The sequence below is a fragment of the Pseudomonas sp. MWU12-2319 genome (genome assembly GCF_023242525.1).
Taxonomy (GTDB): Bacteria; Pseudomonadota; Gammaproteobacteria; order Pseudomonadales; family Pseudomonadaceae; genus Aquipseudomonas; species Aquipseudomonas gingeri_D.
Map to the genome: position 1 here is coordinate 29137 of NZ_JALJES010000014.1, position 18009 is coordinate 47145.

The window sequence follows — 18009 nt, forward strand, 5'->3', positions numbered from 1 at the left end:
GTAGCCCACCATGAAGCTCACGATGAAGCTGCGCACCCGGCTCTTCCTGAGTATTTCGGCACTGATCACCGTCGCCTTGCTGGGCCTGATGCTCGGCCTGGTCAGCGTGATGCAGATGGCCAAGACCCAGGAGTCGCTGGTCAGCGACAACTTCATCACCCTCGACCTGGGCCTCAAGCTGCGCCAGAGCCTGGGCGACCAGTTGCTTCTGATGCTCGGTGACAAGCCGGACCAGGCCGCGCTCGAGGCCTCGCGCGAACACTATCTGCAACTGCTCCACGAAGGCATCGAGCATGAGCAGAGCAACGACGTGCGCAGCGGCTTCGCCCAGGCCCGTATCGACTACGAACGGTTCTACCAGGCCTTCGCCCGTTCACGGGACGGCAGTGGCAGCATCGAGGAGCTCACCAACACTTTCAATATCCTGCGCAACGGCCTGATCGCCGAGCACAAGCAGGCGCTGGACAACATCAGCGCCACGGAAAACGATGCCCGCGAGCGGGCACTGCTGGTGGCCGGGCTGCTGGGGTTTGTCGGCCTGGCGGTGCTGATCATCGGCTTCATCACCGCCCACGGCATCGCCCGCCGTTTCGGTGCACCGATCGAGGCCCTGGCCGAGGCGGCGGACCATATCGGCCAGGGCAACTTCGACGTCACCCTGCCGATTTCCCCCGCGGTCGAGATGAACCTGCTGACCCGACGTTTCGGCCTTATGGCCGAGGCCCTACGCCAGCATCAGGCAACCAATATCGACGAATTGCTCGCCGGCCAGCAACGCTTGCAGGCCGTGCTCGACAGCATCGACGACGGGCTGCTGATGATCGACCGCGAAGGCCGCCTGGAGCACCTCAACCCGGTGGCGCAGCGCCAGTTGGGCTGGGACGGCGATCGCCTCGGCCAAGGCCTTGGCGAGGCGCTGCAGCGGCCCGAACTGGACGAACAACTGCAATTGATCCTGCGCGGTGCCAGCCTGGAACGGGCACCGGAAGACCTCGAGGTCGAGGTCGAAGGGGAGTCCCGCCTGCTGACCTACAGCCTGACCCCGGTCAGTCATACCCAAGGCCATATTCTCGGCGCGGTGATGGTGCTCCACGACGTCACCGAACAGCGGGCCTTCGAGCGGGTGCGCAGCGAGTTCGTCCTGCGCGCCTCCCACGAACTGCGCACGCCGGTCACCGGCATGCATATGGCCTTCGGCCTGTTGCAGGAGCGCGTGCATTTCGACAGCGAATCGCGGGAAGCGGACCTGCTGAACACGGTCAACGAAGAAATGCAGCGGCTGATGCAATTGATCAACGACCTGCTGAATTTCTCCCGTTACCAGAACGGCCTGCAGAAACTGACCCTGCTGCCCTGCGATATCGAGACACTGCTCGAGGCCTGTCGCCTGCGCTTTGCCGAACAGGCCCTGAGCCAGGGCATCGACCTGCAGGTCGAGCTGCAGCCGCCCTTGCCGCGCCTGCCGGCCGATCAACCGCAACTGGAGCGCGTCCTCGACAACCTGCTGGACAACGCCCTGCGCCATACCGCCCGGGGCGGGCAGATTCGCTTGCAGGCCCGGCGCCATGGCGAGCGGGTCATCATCAGCGTCGAGGACAACGGCGAGGGTATTGCCTACGGGCAACAGGGACGCATCTTCGAACCTTTCGTCCAGGTCGGCCGCAAGAAAGGCGGCGCCGGCCTGGGCCTGGCCCTGTGCAAGGAGATCGTGCAACTGCACAGCGGGCGGATGGGCGTGTATTCACGGCCGGGGCAGGGCACGCAGTTCTATATGGCGCTGCCGCTCTAGGCCTCGTCGTCCAGGCGACGCGAAGCCAGGCGTCGGCCGCGAGTGATCAATTCGACGAACTGCACCGCCGTCAGCGCCTGGGCAAACAACCAACCCTGACCATAATTGACCCCTTCGCTGCTGAGCAGCAGGGCCTGGTGCTCATACTCGATGCCCTCGGCGATCACCCGCAAGTGCAGCGCATGGGCCATGCGAATGATATGCGGCGCCACGCCGCTGCTGGCGGCGTCATGGCCCAGGGCGTCGATAAAGGCCTTGTCGATCTTCAGGCAATCCACCGGCAGCGTTTGCAGATAGGCCAGGCTGCAATAGCCGGTGCCGAAGTCGTCGATCAACACCTGATGGCCGGCATCCCGCAGGGCCTGCAAATTGTCCCGTGCCACCACCACGTCGATCAGACCACGCTCGGTGACTTCGAAGGCAATCTGCCGGGCACTGACCCGATGCCTGCGCAACAGGTCGGCAATCACCTCGCCGATACGCGGCACCATCACATCGCAAGCCGCCAGGTTCACCGAGATGTACAGCTGCGGATTGGCCCGCAGCAGGTGACCCAGCTGGTCCAGCAGCCGTTGCAGGACAAAATCGGTGATCTGGCGGATCTGCCCGGTATTTTCCGCCAGGGGAATGAACAGGTCGGGACTGGTCAGCGTGCCGTCCGGCCGGCGCCAGCGGATCAGGGCTTCGGCGCCCACGCACCGACGGCTGCCGAGGTCGAAGATCGGTTGATACAAGACCTGGAACTCGCCGCGCCGCAGCGCGCCTTGCAGTTCGCCGTTGAGCGATTGGCGCTGGCGGGCCAACTGCAAGGTCAGGCCGCCGATGCAGAAGGCAATCACCAGGCTCACCGAGAGCAGCCACCACCACAGCGGGTCGATGACCAGCGGCATGGCCGCGCGCGGCGCGACCATCACCAGCTGGTATTCCGGGGTGCGGGTGGGCATGCGGTAGATCAATTCATTTGGCGTGATCAGCAACGGGTCCTGGCCCTTCACCGGCCAGCCGGGGGGTGGCCAGTCCTGCTCCGGCCCGAGCACCGGAATCGCCCGCCGGCCACGGTCGACCACCACCAGCAGGCTGGCCCCCGGCGGCAGCTCCACCACATCGCTCAAATGGCCACGGGAAGTGGATACCCGGAAGTGACCGCGCCCCAACATCAGGGCGGCCAGGTTGTCATTGGGCTGGGCCGAGGTATTGAGCCAATAGCTGTAGGTCGGTCCGCGGATATCCGGCATCCCCAAGGTCACCTGGGCATCCTGGTTCGGCCAGTTGGAACAGGACCGGGTGGCGTCGACATAGAAGGCTTCGTAGATAAAGCGATAGTTGAAGCTCAGTTGCTGCAGGGTGCCGATCATGGCCGGGCTACAGTCCCGCAGGGGCTGGGCCTCCAATTGATCGAGCCCCTCGCGCAGTTGCCCGAAAAGCTGCTCCAGCCGCTCCAGGAAACGTTGCCCCTGGGCATTCATCTGTTCACTTTCGTGCTGCCTGGCCTGGTGCATCGCCACCCCCAGGCTGCCGGCCAATAACAGGGCGACACTGAACAGAGCCGCCAGCAATGCCAGCAACCAGGGACGATGGAACCAGGAGCGCAACGTCTGGCGAACCGGCATCAGCGAATATCCGAAGACTTACCAATGAGTTATAGCAACAGATTGGCGAATCGGCGCTGACCGTCCGGCGCTGACGTTATTTTGACTGGTTGAGCACCTGGAGGATCGCCGCACTTTGCGCATCCGGCAGGCCGTCGAAACGGGCCGGGCGGAAGTGCATCTGGAAGGCCGCCAGGACATGGCGCGTGGCAACATCCAGCTCGCCGGTCTGCGGCGTGGCATAGCCCAGGCGCATGAGCTGCTGCTGGAACCAGGTGATGCTCGGCAGTTGCGCGGTGTAGACGGTCTGCTGCCGGGCGACCGCCTGCTCGTCAGGCCATACGCCGAGGCCTTCCGCGGCCAGGCGCTTCCAGGGCAGCAACGGGCCCGGGTCCTGTTTGCGCAACGGCGCGATATCGCTATGGCCGATCACATTGCGTGGTTCGATGTGATTGCGTTTGACGATGTCCTTGAGCAGCACGATCAATGCCTGGATCTGCGCTTCGCTGTAGGGGTACCAGACGCGGCCGGTGGGTGTATCGCGGAAACCCGGATTGACGATTTCAATACCAATGGAGCTGGAGTTCAGCCAGGTGCGTCCCAGCCACTCGCTTTCCCCGGCGTGCCAGGCGCGCTGGCTCTCATCCACCAGCTTGAAGACCGTGGCGCGAGGGTCGTCGCCGATCAGGTAATGGCTGCTGACCTGGCCATGGGTCAGCAACCGCAGTGAGTTTTCCATGTTTGCCGAGGTGTAGTGCAGGATCACGAACTGCACGCGATTGTCGTAGTTGACCGAAGGGTGGCTGGTATCCATTCGCGGAGCGCTGGCGCAGCCCGCCAGCAGCAGGATCGAAAGCAGGAGAGGGAACAGTTTCATGGCAGCGGCAACAACCGAAGGCAGTAATTTGACAGCATAACGTACTGGCGGGCACAGCAGCGCCCAATACACTGTTACCTGATGCAACCTGGAGTACCCTCCTGACCCTGACCCCACAACTTCGGGCAACGCGGTCACTTGTGGGAGCCGGCTTGCTGGCGATGAGGCCCGCAAGCCTTGTATTGGCCGTGCGGACGCCATCGCCAGCAAGCCGGCTCCTAGAAGAGCGTGCGCCTGTACTCAGCCTTGTTCGATGCGGTTACGTCCGGCATTCTTGGCCCGGTAAAGCGCCTCATCGGCCCTTTTCAGCGCATGGTCGCTGCGCTCGCCGGTCTTGAACGCCGACAGCCCGACCGACACGGTGATGGTCACGCGCTCGCCCTTGAAGTGGAACGGACAGGCCTCGATGGCCGCGCGCAGGCTCTCGGTCAATTTGAGCCCCGCGGTGACCGAGGTATCGGGCACCAGCAGGACAAACTCCTCGCCGCCGAAACGGGCAATGAAGTCTCCGGCACGCAGGCGCTTGCGCAACTCGCCGGCAATGATCTTCAGCACCTTGTCACCGGCCAGGTGGCCGTAGTTGTCGTTGATCCGCTTGAAGTGATCGAGATCGAGCATGGCGATCAGCAGGGTGTTGCCGTGCTGCTGCCACTGCGCCATTTCCTGCTCCAGGCGCTCGCTCCAGGCCGCACGATTGGGCAGGCCGGTCAGGGGGTCGACCAGGGCTTTCTGGCGTTGCTCCTCGAGGTGGTCACGATAACCCTGGGCCTCCTGCTCCATATGCGCCACGCGTTCGGCCAGGCTTTGCAGGCGCACGGCAACCTCCTGCTCGCGGATGGCCCGCTGTTGCTGGTGCTGGTCCATGGTGCCCAACAAACCTTCGAGGCGATTTTCCAGGACATGCTTGAGGCTTTCCAGGTCCGCGGCATCCTGCACGCTGCTTTGCAGGCTATCGACATGCTCGCGCAACTGGCTGTGCAGCTCGTTCGCCGCCGTACGCCCTTCGGCATGCCCGGCACTGGCCGCCTGCAGGTTGCTCTGGAACGACTCCAGGCGTTCGTTGAGTTGCTTGAGGTAGATCTGGAAATCGTGTTGACCGCTGTCGTTGATCGCCAGCATCAACACCGCCAGATCATCGAGGATCGGTAGCAATTCGTACCAGTTCAACCCATGTTCGAGGCGGTGGCGCATGGCTTCGGCATGGGCCTGGTGACGTTCGGGCAGGGTCAGGTCATCGAGCAGGCCCAACAACGTCGACTCGATATGTTCGGCCACCGAGCTGTAGGACGGCTCCGGGGATTCGGGCAAGGCGAACAGCACATCCGGCTCGGGGTACTCCGGGTCGACGGCCGCCAGCGCCTCAGCCATCACCGGGGGCAGCGGCAGGCTGTCGATAAACACCGTAGGCGCGGGATGCGGCGCAGGGGCTGGCGCTTCAGCCGGGGCGGCCGCCTTGACGGCAGGCGTGGGCACCATGTTGGGCTCGACAGCCAGAATCGGCGGTTGCCCGACCGAGCTCGCCATAGCCACGGATGGCACTTCGGGCACCGCCTCGGCGACAGCGGCAGACGGCTCCGGCTGCACCACCTGCGGCACATAGGCCACCGTATCGACGGGCTTGGCCGCGGGCACCAGCTCGGGCTCAGTAGCGGACGGCGATGCCGACACAGGCACTTCGAGCTCGGCTGGCGCTGCGGCCTCAACTGGGGCAACAGGGGCGGGGGCGGGCGCCGCTGCCGGCTCGACGGCAGGGGCCGCTACGGCGACAGGTGGCGCGATTGTTGGTGCGGGTGCGGGTGCGGGTGCATGAACAGCCTCCGGCACTTGAAGCTCGGGGTCACGCGCCACGGGTTCGACCGCGTGGCTCGGAACCTGTTCGGCCCCGGCGGGCTGGGCCGGCGACTGACCCGGGGTGGCTTCTGGCGGATTCTCCTTGCCACCGAACAACCGTTGCAACAGGCCGGGACGCCCTGGCTCGGCCGGCTGCTCAAGCTGCGTCAGTGCCTTGCCTTGCAAACCACTGAGCTCGCTGAGCAGCAACGGGATTTCCCGCGCCTGGCCGGCACGGCCCTCAAGCTGCTTGGCGAAGTTCTTCAGCGGCCGCCGGACTTCACGGGTCAGCGGCAAGGATTGCAGCTGGGTCACCAGCGAGGTCAACGCGGTGCTCACCTGTTCGGCGCGGGTCTCGCGACGCTGTTCGGAGTCGAGCACGGCTTTTTCCAAGCGAGGCAGCAGCGCCGCGAGGCCCGCGTCCATATCGTCACTGCGGATGATATCGCGCATTTCCTTCATGCACTGGTCGACCGCGCGGTCGGTCCCTTCCGCCGCCAGGGTGCTGCGTACCAGCCCACGGCGAAGCAGGTCCAGACGGGCGTCCCAACGACGCTCGAGCTTTTCCTGTTGTTCGATGCTTTTAAGGTATTTCTCTTTCCAGCGTTCGACTTCTTCGCTGCTCATGCCGGCGTCCGCGAGATTTAGCTACTCAAGGCCGGCAACGTATCAGAACCGATGGAGCCTGGCAGGCGAATTTCGACGGCCACCGGCAAATGATCGGAAATAGGTTGGGCCAGCACCTCGACTCGCTCCAGCGTCAGGCTGGGGCTAAGCAGAATGTGGTCCAGGCAACGTTGTGGACGCCAACTGGGAAACGTGGCTTCCACCTGCGGTGCGAGCAAACCGAGGTCGCGTAAAGGCGAGTGTAGCAGCAGGTCGCTGGCCTGGGTGTTCATGTCGCCCATGAGCACCAGATGCCGAAAACCGCCGATCAGCTCGCGGATATAGGCCAGTTGCCGGGTACGCGCCCGCGCCCCCAGGGCCAGGTGCATCATCACCACCACCAAGGCTTCCGAGCCCTCGCCAAAGCGCACGAGAATGGCTCCGCGCCCGGCCGGCCCCGGCAAGGGATGATCCTCGATCGCCGAGGGCCGCAAACGGCTCAGCACGCCATTGCTGTGCTGGCCCAGGCGCCCGAGGTTGCGATTGAGTTGCTGGTACCAGTAGGGAAAGGCCCCGAGCTGGGCCAGGTGCTCGACCTGATTGATATAGCCTGAACGCAGGCTGCCACCGTCGGCCTCCTGGAGGGCCACCAGGTCGAAATCGGCGAGCAGGCCGCCGATCTTCTGCAGGTTGTCCGCCCGCCCGGTATGGGGCAGCAGGTGTTGCCAGCCACGGGTCAGGTAATGTCGATAACGCTGGGTGCTGATGCCCACCTGGATATTGAAACTGAGCAGGCGCAGGCGGTTGTCCGCCGGCAGGCCGGTGCTCTCCAGGTGACGCTCGTTGACCTTGGGCTCATGCAGGCCAACGAGACGCTCCGTCCCCCAGCGCCCGATCACGGCGGCGGCCTTACTTGGCCGCCGTCATGGCGGCCCGCTCCTTGGCGATCAGCTGGTCGGCGACATTCAGTGCGGCTTCTGGACCACCAGCAGTGCCGAGGTCGAAGCGGTACTTGCCGTTGACGATCATGGTCGGTACGCCACTGACTTCATACTTCTTGGCCAGATCACGATACTGGGCCATCTTGCCCTTCACGGCGAAAGAGTTGAAGGTTTCCAGGAACTTGGTCTTGTCTACGCCTTGGGTGGCGACAAAGTCAGCCATGTCGTCAGGCTTGACCAGCTGCTTGTGTTCCTTCTGGATGGCATTGAACACTGCGGCGTGGACCTTATGCTCGACACCCATGGTGTCCAGGGTCACGAAGAGCTGGCCGTGGGCATCCCAGGGGCCTCCGAACAACGCCGGAATACGCACGAAATTCACATCGCTGGGCAGCTTCTCGACCCAAGGGTTGATGGTCGGCTCAAAAGCGTAGCAATGCGGGCAGCCGTACCAGAACAACTCGACCACTTCGATTTTGCCCGGCTCGGCAACCGGTACAGGGTTGCTCAGTTCCACGTAGGTCTTGCCGGCCTCAAGTGGCACATCGGCGGCCTGGGCCGTCATGCCGAACAGGCTGGCGGTGACGAGTGCGGCGCTGAGAATCAGATTACGCATGCTTTGCTCCTGGACATGGAAAGTGGCCCCAGACGCGACCTGTAACTCAGACAGACCGGTGCGGGCTCTAGTTCGATAATTAGTGTAACGGCAGCGGCCACAAAAAAGGGCGGCCAAGGCCACCCTTTTATCGTTGCAGCAGCGGATTAATCGATCATTAACGTTGCCAAAGATGACAATCCCCCGCGAACCTGACCGTCAGAGCCTCAGTGCAGGCCCTGTACGTAGTTGGAAACGGCTTCGATATCCTTGTTGCTCATCTTCGCGGCGATGCTGCGCATGATCATGGTATCGCCGTCGTTGGTGCGGTTGCCTTCGCGGAAGTCGGTCAACTGCTTGGCGATGTATTGCGCGTGCTGGCCGCCCAGGTGCGGGAAACCGGCGGCGGCGTTGCCCGCGCCATTGGGCGAGTGGCAACCGATGCAGGAGGGCATGCCCTGGTCCAGCTTGCCGCCGCGGAACAGCTCTTCGCCGTGGGCCACGACCTTGGGATCGGCGGCGCCGACGCTGCCTTGCTGGCTGGAAAAGTAGGCGGCGATATCGGACAGGTCCTGATCGCTCAGGTTGGTCAGCAGGCCGGTCATTTCCAGCACCGTGCGCTTGCCCGACTTGATATCCTGCATCTGCTTGGTCAGGTAGCGCTCGCCCTGGCCGGCGAGTTTCGGAAAGTTGGGGGCCATGCTGTTGCCGTCGGGCCCATGGCAGGCTCCGCAGACAGCGGCCTTGGCCTGACCGGCCTTGGCATCGCCGGCGGCCTGGGCCAGGCCTGTGATCCCCAGGGTCAACAGCAGACTCACGATCAGTTTGTTCATCAGCTAATCCAACTACGGCTAAGGGTTAAGAGTTATGGACCGGGCTTACTCGCTCATCCACTGGATGATGCTTCGGTAATCCTCGGTACTGCAGTCCATGCACAAACCACGCGGCGGCATCGCCTTGAAACCCTGGGTCACGTGTTGCACCAGCGTCTCCATACCTTGCGCCAATCTTGGCTTCCAGGCCGTCTGGTCACCCTTTTGAGGGGCCATCGGCAGCTGTCCGGCATGGCAGGCACCACAAACACGGTTGTACACGGCTTCCGGATCCTGTGTAGCCTGCGCGCTGTAAAGCGGCATCAAGAGCCCGGCAGCCAGCAGCCATTGGGTCATCAATGACCTTCTCAGGGTTGGGAACGTACCGCGTTCTACTGCGCGGTCTAGGTCTATCGCCCCCGTGGGCCTTATCCTATGCAGGGACAAAGCACACACAAAATCTGCGGCATTATATACTGGCGCTACTGAAACGGAAATGACACTGCTGCCGCGTCCATCCCCGGCACCGCCCATATCGGAAATCCCATGCAACTCAAGAACCCCATTCTCGGCCTGTGCCAACAGTCCACCTTCATGCTCAGCGCCGCCAAAGTCGACCAGTGCCCGGACGACGAAGGTTTTGAAGTGGCCTTTGCCGGCCGTTCCAACGCCGGCAAATCCAGCGCCCTCAACACCCTGACCCATGCGAGCCTGGCGCGCACCTCGAAAACCCCGGGGCGCACACAGCTATTGAACTTCTTCAAGCTAGACGATGATCGGCGTCTGGTCGACCTGCCGGGCTACGGATATGCAAAAGTTCCTATTCCGCTGAAGCTGCACTGGCAGCGTCACCTGGAAGCCTACCTGGGTGGCCGGGAGAGCTTGAAGGGTCTGATCCTGATGATGGACATCCGCCATCCGATGACCGACTTCGACCTGTTGATGCTCGATTGGGCGGTGGCCAGCGGCATGCCGATGCACATCCTGCTGACCAAGGCCGACAAGCTGACCTACGGCGCGGCGAAGAACACCTTGCTCAAGGTCCAGGCGGAAATCCGCAAGGGCTGGGGTGACGCCATCAGTATCCAGCTGTTCTCGGCGCCCAAGCGCCACGGCCTGGAAGAGGCCTACACTGTATTGGCGGACTGGATGGAACTGGCGGACAAGGGCGCAGAAGCGGCGGCGGAATAAGGCTCGCTTTTGAGGCCCGACAGACGGACACCAAACTGGCTGTGGTGCGCTCAGGCAAGGCAAAAGCGCGGCGTGAAAGGCGAAGTTTACTGGCTGTAAATGAGTCTTTCACGCCGCGCTTTTAACGCAGCATGAGCGTGCCACAGCCAGTTTGGGGGCAAAAAAAACCCCGGACTTCGTATGGGGAGGGGAAGTTCGGGGTCCAAGTTCCGAACCGCTAGGGCGGCGTCCGGAATATCTGCCAACACTTAACACAACATAGGAGCATCGAAGGGCTTCACCAGCCATTCAGTAACTCTGAGTGTCGTTTTGCCGATTTAGTTCCGAAAATCTTCAAAAACTATTTGGCATAAGTGCCGCCTATTTCTGAACTAATGGCCTTTCGATGTTGTTTTGCCGCGACGCCATGTCGCGGCAAATGTCGGACTCAGTGCGCCTCATCCCAGTTGTTGCCCACGCCCACATCCACCAGCAACGGCACATCCAGCTGCACCGCGCCGCTCATGTAGGCGCGAATCTTCTCGCTGACCTCTTCCACCAGATCCTCACGCACCTCCAGCACCAGTTCATCGTGCACCTGGAGGATGACCCGGGCATCCAGGCCGGATTCGCAGAGCCAGTTATCCACCGCCACCATGGCCTTCTTGATGATGTCCGCCGCCGTACCCTGCATCGGCGCGTTGATCGCCGTGCGCTCGGCGCCGGCACGCTCCTGGGGCCGGTTGGAGTGGATCTCCGGCAGGTACAGCCGACGCCCGAACAGGGTTTCGACATAACCCTGCTCCGAGGCCTGGCCGCGGGTGCGCTCCATGTATTCGCGAACCCCCGGGTAGCGGGCGAAATACACGTCGATGTAAGCCTTGGCGGTCTTGGTGTCGACGCCGATGTCCTTGCCCAGCTTCTGCGCGCCCATGCCATAGATCAGGCCGAAGTTGATGGCCTTGGCGCTGCGGCGCTGGTCGGACGTCACCGCGCCCAACTCGACCTTGAACACTTCCGCCGCCGTCGCCGTGTGCACGTCGAGGTTGTGGCGGAAGGCATTGAGCAGGCCTTCGTCCTTGGACAGGTGAGCCATGATCCGCAGTTCGATCTGCGAATAGTCTGCTGCCAGCAGCTTGTAGCCCTTCGGCGCGATGAACGCCTGGCGAATGCGCCGGCCCTCGGCGGTGCGCACCGGGATGTTCTGCAGGTTCGGATCGCTGGAGGACAAGCGTCCGGTGGCCGCCACCGCCTGGTGGTAGGAGGTGTGGATACGCCCGGTACGCGGATTGATCTGTTCCGGCAGGCGATCGGTGTAGGTGCTTTTCAGCTTGCTCATGGAGCGGTACTGCATCAGCACCTTGGGCAACGGATAGTCATCCTCGGCCAGCTTGGCCAGTACTTCTTCAGCCGTGGACGCCTGCCCCTTGCCGGTCTTCTTCAGCACCGGCAGGCCGAGTTTTTCGTAGAGGATCGCCCCCAACTGCTTGGGCGAGCCAAGATTGAACTCTTCGCCGGCGATCACGAACGCCTCGCGCTCCAGCTCCACCATCTTCTTGCCCAGCTCGATGCTCTGCACGCCGAGCAAATCGGCATCCACCAGCGCGCCCTGGCGCTCGATCCGCGCCAGCACCGGCACCAGCGGCATTTCGATATCAGTCAGCACGCTGAGCAGGCTCGGCACGGCGGCCAGTTGCTCGTGCAAGGCCAGGTGCAGGCGCAAGGTCACGTCGGCATCTTCGGCGGCATAGGGCCCGGCCTGTTCCAGGGCGATCTGGTCGAAGGTCAGTTGCTTGGCGCCCTTGCCGGCGATGTCCTGGAAGCTGACGGTGTCGTAGTCGAGGTACTTCTTCGCCAGGCTGTCCATATCGTGCCGGGTCGCCGTGGCATTGAGCACGTAGGACTCGAGCATGGTGTCGAAGGCGATGCCGCGCACCGTGATACCGCACGCCGGGTCGCCGCCGATGGCGCAATTGGCGAGGATATTCATGTCGAACTTGGCGTGCTGGCCGACCTTGAGCTTTTCCGGGTCTTCCAGCAGCGGCTTCAAGGCCCGCAACACGCTGTCGCGATCCAGTTGCTGCGGCGCATCGATGTAGGAATGGGTCAGCGGCACATAGGCCGCTTCATTGGCCTGTACGGCGAAGGAAACACCGACCAACTGCGCCTGCTGCGCGTCGATCCCGGTGGTTTCGGTGTCGAAGGCAAAGAGCTTGGCGCCCTTGAGTTTCTCCAGCCAGGCATCGAAGCGGGCCTGGTCGAGGATAGTTTCGTACTGTGGCTCACTGGGAGCCTCGGCCACTGGCGGGGCAGCGTCCGCCGGCCCGGCGTCGAAGAGCTCGGCGTTGTCCGCCGCAGGCGTCGCAGCAGCGGCCAACTCAATGCGCTTGGCTTCGCGCTGCAACTCGTCGATCCAGCTCTTGAATTCCAGCTCGGCATACAGCTCGGCGAGCTTTTCCCGATCCGGCTCGCCCAGGTGCAGGTCGTCCAGGCCGATCTCCAGCGGCACGTCGACCTTGATGGTCGCCAACTGGTAGGACAGGAACGCCATCTCCTTGTGCTCAAGCAACTTGGCCGGCAAGGTCTTGGCCCCGCGAATCGGCAGGTTCGGCACCTGGTCGAGCTGCTCGTAGAGTTCTTTCAAACCACCGTTGACCCCCACCAGCAAGGCCACGGCGGTTTTCTCGCCGACCCCCTTGACTCCGGGAATGTTGTCGGAAGAGTCGCCCATCAACGCCAGCAGATCGATGATCTGCTCGGGAGCGACGCCAAACTTCGCCTTTACGCCCTCCACATCCATCGAGGTTTCGTTCATGGTGTTGACCAGCGTAATGTGCCCGTCGACCAACTGCGCCATGTCCTTGTCACCGGTGGAGATCACCACCGGACGGTCAGCGGCCGCGCTACTGCGGGCCAGGGTGCCGATCACATCGTCGGCTTCCACGCCTTCCACGCACAGCAACGGGAACCCCATGGCACGCACGCTGGCGTGCAACGGCTCGATCTGCACGCGCATATCGTCGGGCATACTCGGGCGGTTGGCCTTGTAGTGGGCATACATTTCATCGCGAAAGGTCCCGCCCTTGGCGTCGAAAACCACCGCGAAGGGGCTTTGCGGATACTGTTTGCGCAGGCTTCTGAGCATGTTCAGCACGCCCTTGACCGCCCCGGTGGGCAACCCCTTGGACGTGGTGAGCGGCGGCATCGCGTGGAAGGCGCGATACAGGTAGGAAGAACCGTCCACCAGGACGAGAGGAGCTTGGTTCATGAGTACGATCAACCTTTTCGGCGGGTGCGGCGCTAGAATAGCCGGACCGTTGACGACAAAGGGACAAGGTTATCATGCGTAAACTCAATCGCCTGTTATTGGGCGGCTTGCTTGCGCTCGCGCCGCTGGCCGTCATGGCCGCGTCGGATGCGCCTTCAGCCGAACCAGAAGTGACGATTCACACGGAAGGTGACAAAACGATCCAGGAATACCGGGTAAATGGCTTTCTGTACGCCATCAAGGTCACCCCCAAAGGTGGCAAGCCCTACTTTCTGGTCCGTGCCGATGGTACTGATGCAAACTATATCCGCTCGGACCAGCCCGATATGCTGATTCCAGCGTGGAAGATCTTCGAGTGGAAGTAAGCCCTTAACTTTAATCGGCGCCGCCTTGAGCGGCGCCCGTACTGGCAGTTTTAACCATGTCTGTGTTCACCCCCCTGGCTCGGCCCGAGCTGGAAACCTTTCTCGCCCCTTATGGGCTCGGTCGTCTGCTCGATTTCCAGGGAATTGCCGCCGGCAGTGAAAACACCAATTTCTTCATCAGCCTGGAGAAGGGTGAATACGTCCTGACCCTGGTTGAACGCGGACCGGTGCAGGAAATGCCGTTCTTCATCGAACTGCTCGACGTGCTGCATGACGCCGACCTGCCGGTTCCCTATGCCTTGCGCACCACCGACGGCCAGGCCCTGCGCGAACTGGCCGGCAAGCCGGCGTTGCTGCAACCGCGACTGGCCGGCAAGCACATCAAGGTCGCCAACGCCCAGCACTGCGCCCAGGTCGGCGAGCTGCTCGGTCATCTGCACCTGGCGACCCGTGACAGGATCATCGAGCGCAAGACCGATCGCGGCCTGGACTGGATGCTCGAAGAGGGCGAGAAGCTGAAGTCGCACCTGGACGAGGAGGCGCGCGGCTTGCTGCAAGCGGCGCTGGAGGAGATTGGCCGGTACAAGGCGCAGATCCTCGCGCTGCCAAGGGCCAACCTGCACGCCGACCTGTTCCGCGACAATGCGATGTTCGAGGGCACCCACCTGACCGGGTTGATCGACTTCTACAACGCCTGTTCCGGGCCGATGCTCTACGACGTGGCCATTGCCTTGAACGACTGGTGTTCGGATGACGCCGGGGTACTCGACGGGCAACGGGCCCGGGCACTGTTGGGCGCGTATGCCGGTCTGCGGCCGTTTACCGCGAGTGAAGCCGAGTTGTGGCCGACCATGTTGCGGGTGGGCTGTGTACGTTTCTGGCTGTCGCGGCTGATTGCCGCCGAGTCCTTTGCCGGGCAGGACGTGCTGATCCATGACCCCATGGAGTTCCAGCGCCGCCTGGCCCAGCGCCAGCAGGTCAGCTGCTCGTTGCCGTTCGCAATGTAGGAGCGAGCTTGCTCGCGATGGTAGTCCAGGCGCCGCGGGGCATCAGGTTCCCCGCGTTATCGTTGACGGCCATAGCGAGCAAGCTCGCTCCTACAAGTGCTCCAGGCACCCCGCCAGGTCATTACCCAGCTTCTCCAACACCTGCTCATACCCATGGGCCGACGCCGGCGTGTAGCCACCCAGGGCATCCAGCTCGGCCAGCTTCACCGGCAAGCCGCTCACCAGGGTTTCCGCCAGGCGCGGACGCAACGGCGGCTCACTGAATACACAGGTCTTGCCCACTTCCTGCAAACGCGTGCGCATCGCCGCCACGTGCTGGGCGCCCGGCTGCACTTCGGCGGCCACGCTGAACACGCCGGTGTGCTTGAGCCCATAGGCATCCTCGAAGTAATCGAAGGCCTCATGGAAGACAAAGTACGGCTTGCCCACCACATCCACCAGACGCGCCTTCAACCGCGCATCCAGGGCATCGAGCCGCGCATCGAAGGCCTTCACGTTGCCTTGATAGCGCTGCGCATTGGCCGGATCGGCCGCACTCAGGTCCGCGGCCATGCGCGCGGCGATCACCCGGGCATTCACTGTCGATAGCCACAGGTGCGCATCCAGCGTGCCCGGGCGATGATCGTGATCATGCTCGTCGGCATCTTCAGCGTGGGAGTGACTATCTTCGGCGAACCGGCGCAATTTCATCCCCGCCAGGTCCTGCACCGCGACGGTTGGCAGGCTGCGGCCCTTGAGCACCCGGGGCAGGAAGCTTTCCATGTCCGGGCCGATCCAGTAGAGCAAATCCACCGACTGCACCTTGCGTACATCGGAAGGCCGCAACGCGTAGTTGTGCGGCGAAGCGCCCGGCGGCAGCAGTACTTCAGGGGTGTCGACGCCCTCCTGCACGGCGGCGGCAATCAACTGCAGGGGCTTGATGCTGGTCAGTACGCTGACTTGCGCCTGAACCGGGGAAATCACCAACAAACTGGCACTGATCGCGACAAAAAAGGCAAAAAGACGGGGCACGATGAACACTCAAGGCGGCAGGAACAGGTAACATAATAACGTCTCTCACAAACGCCGTCGCCGCTCATGCCCAAAACCCCTCTCGCCAGTCGTCCCCATGATCACTCTCACTGCGTGCACAGCGCACTGTCCGACGCCGATGCCCTGTGCGCACGCCAGGGCCTGCGCCTGACCGCCCTGCGGCGGCGGGTGCTCGAGCTGGTCTGGCAGAGCCACAAGCCCCTGGGCGCCTATGACATCCTCGCGGTACTGAGCGAGCAGGACGGCCGCCGCGCCGCGCCGCCGACCGTCTACCGCGCCCTGGACTTCCTGCTGGACAACGGCCTGGTCCATCGCATCGCCTCGCTCAACGCCTTTGTCGGCTGCAACCATCCGGAACATGCCCACCAGGGCCAATTCCTGATCTGCCGCCAGTGCCACGCCGCCATCGAGCTGGAACAAAAAGCCATCAGCGACGCCATTATCGGCAGCGCCCGCGACGTCGGTTTCGCCGTCGAGGCCCAGACCGTCGAAGTGATCGGGCTCTGCTCGGGTTGCCAGGGGGCCTGATGAGCACTGCGCTGATTCGCCTCGAGCAGGTGGGCGTGACCTTTGCCGGGCAGAATGTGCTCGACAATATCCACCTGAGCGTCGAGCCCGGGCAGATCGTCACCCTGATCGGCCCCAACGGCGCCGGCAAGACCACCCTGGTGCGCGCCGTGCTCGGGCTGCTCAAGCCGGATCGCGGGACGGTCTGGCGCAAGCCGAAACTGCGGGTCGGCTATATGCCGCAGAAACTCCATGTCGACCCGACCCTGCCGCTGTCGGTGCTGCGCTTCCTGCGCCTGGTGCCGGGCGTCGACCGCGCGCGGGCCATGGCGGCCCTGGGCGAAGTCGGTGCCGAACAGGTGATCGACAGCCCGGTGCAAAGCATCTCCGGCGGCGAAATGCAGCGGGTGCTGCTGGCCCGCGCGCTGTTGCGCGAACCGCAACTGCTGGTGCTCGACGAACCCGTGCAAGGCGTCGATGTCGCCGGCCAGGCCGAGCTCTACAGCCTGATCACCCGCCTGCGCGACCGCCACGGCTGCGGCGTACTGATGGTCTCCCACGACTTGCACCTGGTGATGAGCACCACCGACCAGGTGGTCTGCCTCAATCGCCATGTCTGCTGCTCCGGCCATCCCGAGCAGGTCAGCGGCGACCCGGCCTTCGTCGAGCTGTTCGGGCAGAACGCCCAGAGCCTGGCGATCTATCACCACCACCATGACCACGCCCACGACCTGCATGGCGCCGTGGTCAGCGACGCGGCCCCGGCGGCCCACACCCACGTTCATGGAGAAAGCTGCAAGCATGGCTGATTTCCTGCTCTACGCCCTGCTTGCAGGCTTGGCCCTGGCGCTGGTGGCGGGCCCGTTGGGTTCGTTCGTGGTCTGGCGGCGCATGGCCTATTTCGGCGACACCTTGTCCCACGCAGCCCTGCTCGGCGTGGCCCTGGGCTTTCTGCTGGACGTCAGCCCGACCCTGGCGGTGACCGTCGGCTGCCTGCTGCTGGCGGTGTTGCTGGTGACCCTGCAACAACGCCAGCCCCTGGCCTCCGACACCCTGCTGGGGATTCTTGCACCGAGCACCTTGTCCCTCGGCCTGGTGGTACTAAGCTTCATGCATGAAGTGCGGATCGACCTGATGGGTTACCTGTTCGGCGACCTGCTGGCCATCAGCACCACCGACCTGTACTGGATCCTCGGTGGCAGCGCGGCGGTGCTGGTGCTGTTGATCAGCCTCTGGCGGCCGCTGCTGGCGATCACCGTGCATGAAGAACTCGCCACGGTGGAAGGCTTGCCGGTGGCGTCGTTGCGCATGGCGCTGATGCTGCTGATCGCGGTGGTGATTGCAGTGGCGATGAAGATCGTCGGCGTGCTGCTGATCACCTCTTTGCTGATCATCCCGGCCGCCGCCGCCCAGCGCCACGCCCGTTCGCCGGAGCAGATGGCCCTGGGTGCCAGCCTGCTCGGCATGCTCGCGGTGTGCGGTGGTCTGGCGCTGTCCTGGTTCAAGGACACCCCGGCGGGGCCGTCCATCGTGGTCACGGCCGCCGGCCTGTTTCTGCTGAGTTTTGTCCTGCCACGCAGAGGGGTGTAGACTTGCTCGTTTTTTGCGCAATTAGAGAGTC

At 63.4% G+C, this 18009-nt stretch carries 16 protein-coding genes; 7 read left to right on the top strand and 9 right to left on the bottom strand.

Annotation, left to right across the window (positions count from 1 at the left end; translation table 11 throughout):
* Positions 1–10 precede the first annotated feature (10 nt).
* Positions 11–1789, top strand: coding sequence for an ATP-binding protein (locus M5C01_RS21890; protein ID WP_103496280.1), 1779 nt, complete (start codon positions 11–13; stop codon positions 1787–1789).
* On the opposite strand, the gene M5C01_RS21895 is transcribed toward M5C01_RS21890, so the two are convergent.
* From M5C01_RS21895 to M5C01_RS21925, 7 genes are all read right to left on the bottom strand, one after another.
* Positions 1786–3399: an EAL domain-containing protein gene (locus M5C01_RS21895; protein ID WP_152736523.1), complete on the bottom strand. Its 1614-nt coding sequence runs from the start codon at positions 3397–3399 to the stop codon at positions 1786–1788. The genes M5C01_RS21890 and M5C01_RS21895 overlap by 4 nt on opposite strands.
* Positions 3400–3475: 76 nt before the next feature.
* Positions 3476–4255, bottom strand: a complete 780-nt coding sequence (locus tag M5C01_RS21900; protein ID WP_152736524.1) for an N-acetylmuramoyl-L-alanine amidase — start codon at positions 4253–4255, stop codon at positions 3476–3478.
* A 240-nt stretch (positions 4256–4495) separates the two neighbouring features.
* Positions 4496–6712: a GGDEF domain-containing protein gene (locus M5C01_RS21905; protein ID WP_152736525.1), complete on the bottom strand. Its 2217-nt coding sequence runs from the start codon at positions 6710–6712 to the stop codon at positions 4496–4498.
* A gap of 17 nt (positions 6713–6729) precedes the next feature.
* Positions 6730–7590 carry an endonuclease/exonuclease/phosphatase family protein gene (locus tag M5C01_RS21910; protein WP_177103892.1) on the bottom strand — a complete coding sequence of 287 codons (861 nt, stop codon included), beginning with the start codon at positions 7588–7590 and terminating at the stop codon, positions 6730–6732.
* A gap of 10 nt (positions 7591–7600) precedes the next feature.
* Positions 7601–8248, bottom strand: coding sequence for a thiol:disulfide interchange protein DsbA/DsbL (locus M5C01_RS21915; protein WP_103496277.1), 648 nt, complete (start codon positions 8246–8248; stop codon positions 7601–7603).
* A 206-nt stretch (positions 8249–8454) separates the two neighbouring features.
* On the bottom strand, positions 8455–9060 hold the full coding sequence (locus M5C01_RS21920; protein WP_152736526.1) for a c-type cytochrome: 606 nt from the start codon (positions 9058–9060) through the stop codon (positions 8455–8457).
* Between the two features lie 45 nt (positions 9061–9105).
* Positions 9106–9396: a c-type cytochrome gene (locus M5C01_RS21925; RefSeq protein ID WP_100940013.1), complete on the bottom strand. Its 291-nt coding sequence runs from the start codon at positions 9394–9396 to the stop codon at positions 9106–9108.
* A gap of 189 nt (positions 9397–9585) precedes the next feature.
* Between M5C01_RS21925 and yihA the strand changes: the two genes are divergently transcribed.
* Entirely contained in the window at positions 9586–10230 is a 645-nt protein-coding gene (yihA, locus tag M5C01_RS21930) for a ribosome biogenesis GTP-binding protein YihA/YsxC (protein ID WP_152736527.1), read from the top strand.
* Between the two features lie 427 nt (positions 10231–10657).
* On the opposite strand, the gene polA is transcribed toward yihA, so the two are convergent.
* Entirely contained in the window at positions 10658–13477 is a 2820-nt protein-coding gene (gene polA, locus M5C01_RS21935; RefSeq protein ID WP_152736528.1) for a DNA polymerase I, read from the bottom strand.
* Positions 13478–13551: 74 nt separating this feature from the next.
* Here polA and M5C01_RS21940 point away from each other — a divergent pair, with 74 nt between their 5' ends.
* Positions 13552–13842: a DUF2782 domain-containing protein gene (locus tag M5C01_RS21940; RefSeq protein ID WP_103496272.1), complete on the top strand. Its 291-nt coding sequence runs from the start codon at positions 13552–13554 to the stop codon at positions 13840–13842.
* Positions 13843–13898: 56 nt separating this feature from the next.
* Positions 13899–14849 (top strand): homoserine kinase, encoded by a 951-nt coding sequence (locus tag M5C01_RS21945; protein ID WP_152736529.1) that lies wholly within the window; start codon positions 13899–13901, stop codon positions 14847–14849.
* 90 nt (positions 14850–14939) lie between these two features.
* Here M5C01_RS21945 and M5C01_RS21950 read toward each other — a convergent pair whose 3' ends face one another.
* The gene (locus tag M5C01_RS21950) at positions 14940–15860 is read right to left on the bottom strand and encodes a zinc ABC transporter substrate-binding protein (RefSeq protein WP_178129690.1); all 921 of its coding nucleotides are present in this window, start codon (positions 15858–15860) and stop codon (positions 14940–14942) included.
* Between the two features lie 66 nt (positions 15861–15926).
* Here M5C01_RS21950 and zur point away from each other — a divergent pair, with 66 nt between their 5' ends.
* From zur to znuB, 3 genes are read left to right on the top strand one after another with little or no spacing between them, the layout of a single operon-like run.
* Positions 15927–16409, top strand: coding sequence for a zinc uptake transcriptional repressor Zur (gene zur / locus M5C01_RS21955; RefSeq protein WP_103496269.1), 483 nt, complete (start codon positions 15927–15929; stop codon positions 16407–16409).
* On the top strand, positions 16409–17197 hold the full coding sequence (gene znuC, locus M5C01_RS21960; RefSeq protein WP_103496268.1) for a zinc ABC transporter ATP-binding protein ZnuC: 789 nt from the start codon (positions 16409–16411) through the stop codon (positions 17195–17197). Before zur ends, znuC begins: the two co-directional genes overlap by 1 nt.
* Positions 17190–17978, top strand: coding sequence for a zinc ABC transporter permease subunit ZnuB (gene znuB / locus M5C01_RS21965; protein ID WP_100940005.1), 789 nt, complete (start codon positions 17190–17192; stop codon positions 17976–17978). Before znuC ends, znuB begins: the two co-directional genes overlap by 8 nt.
* The last annotated feature ends 31 nt before the right edge of the window (positions 17979–18009 follow it).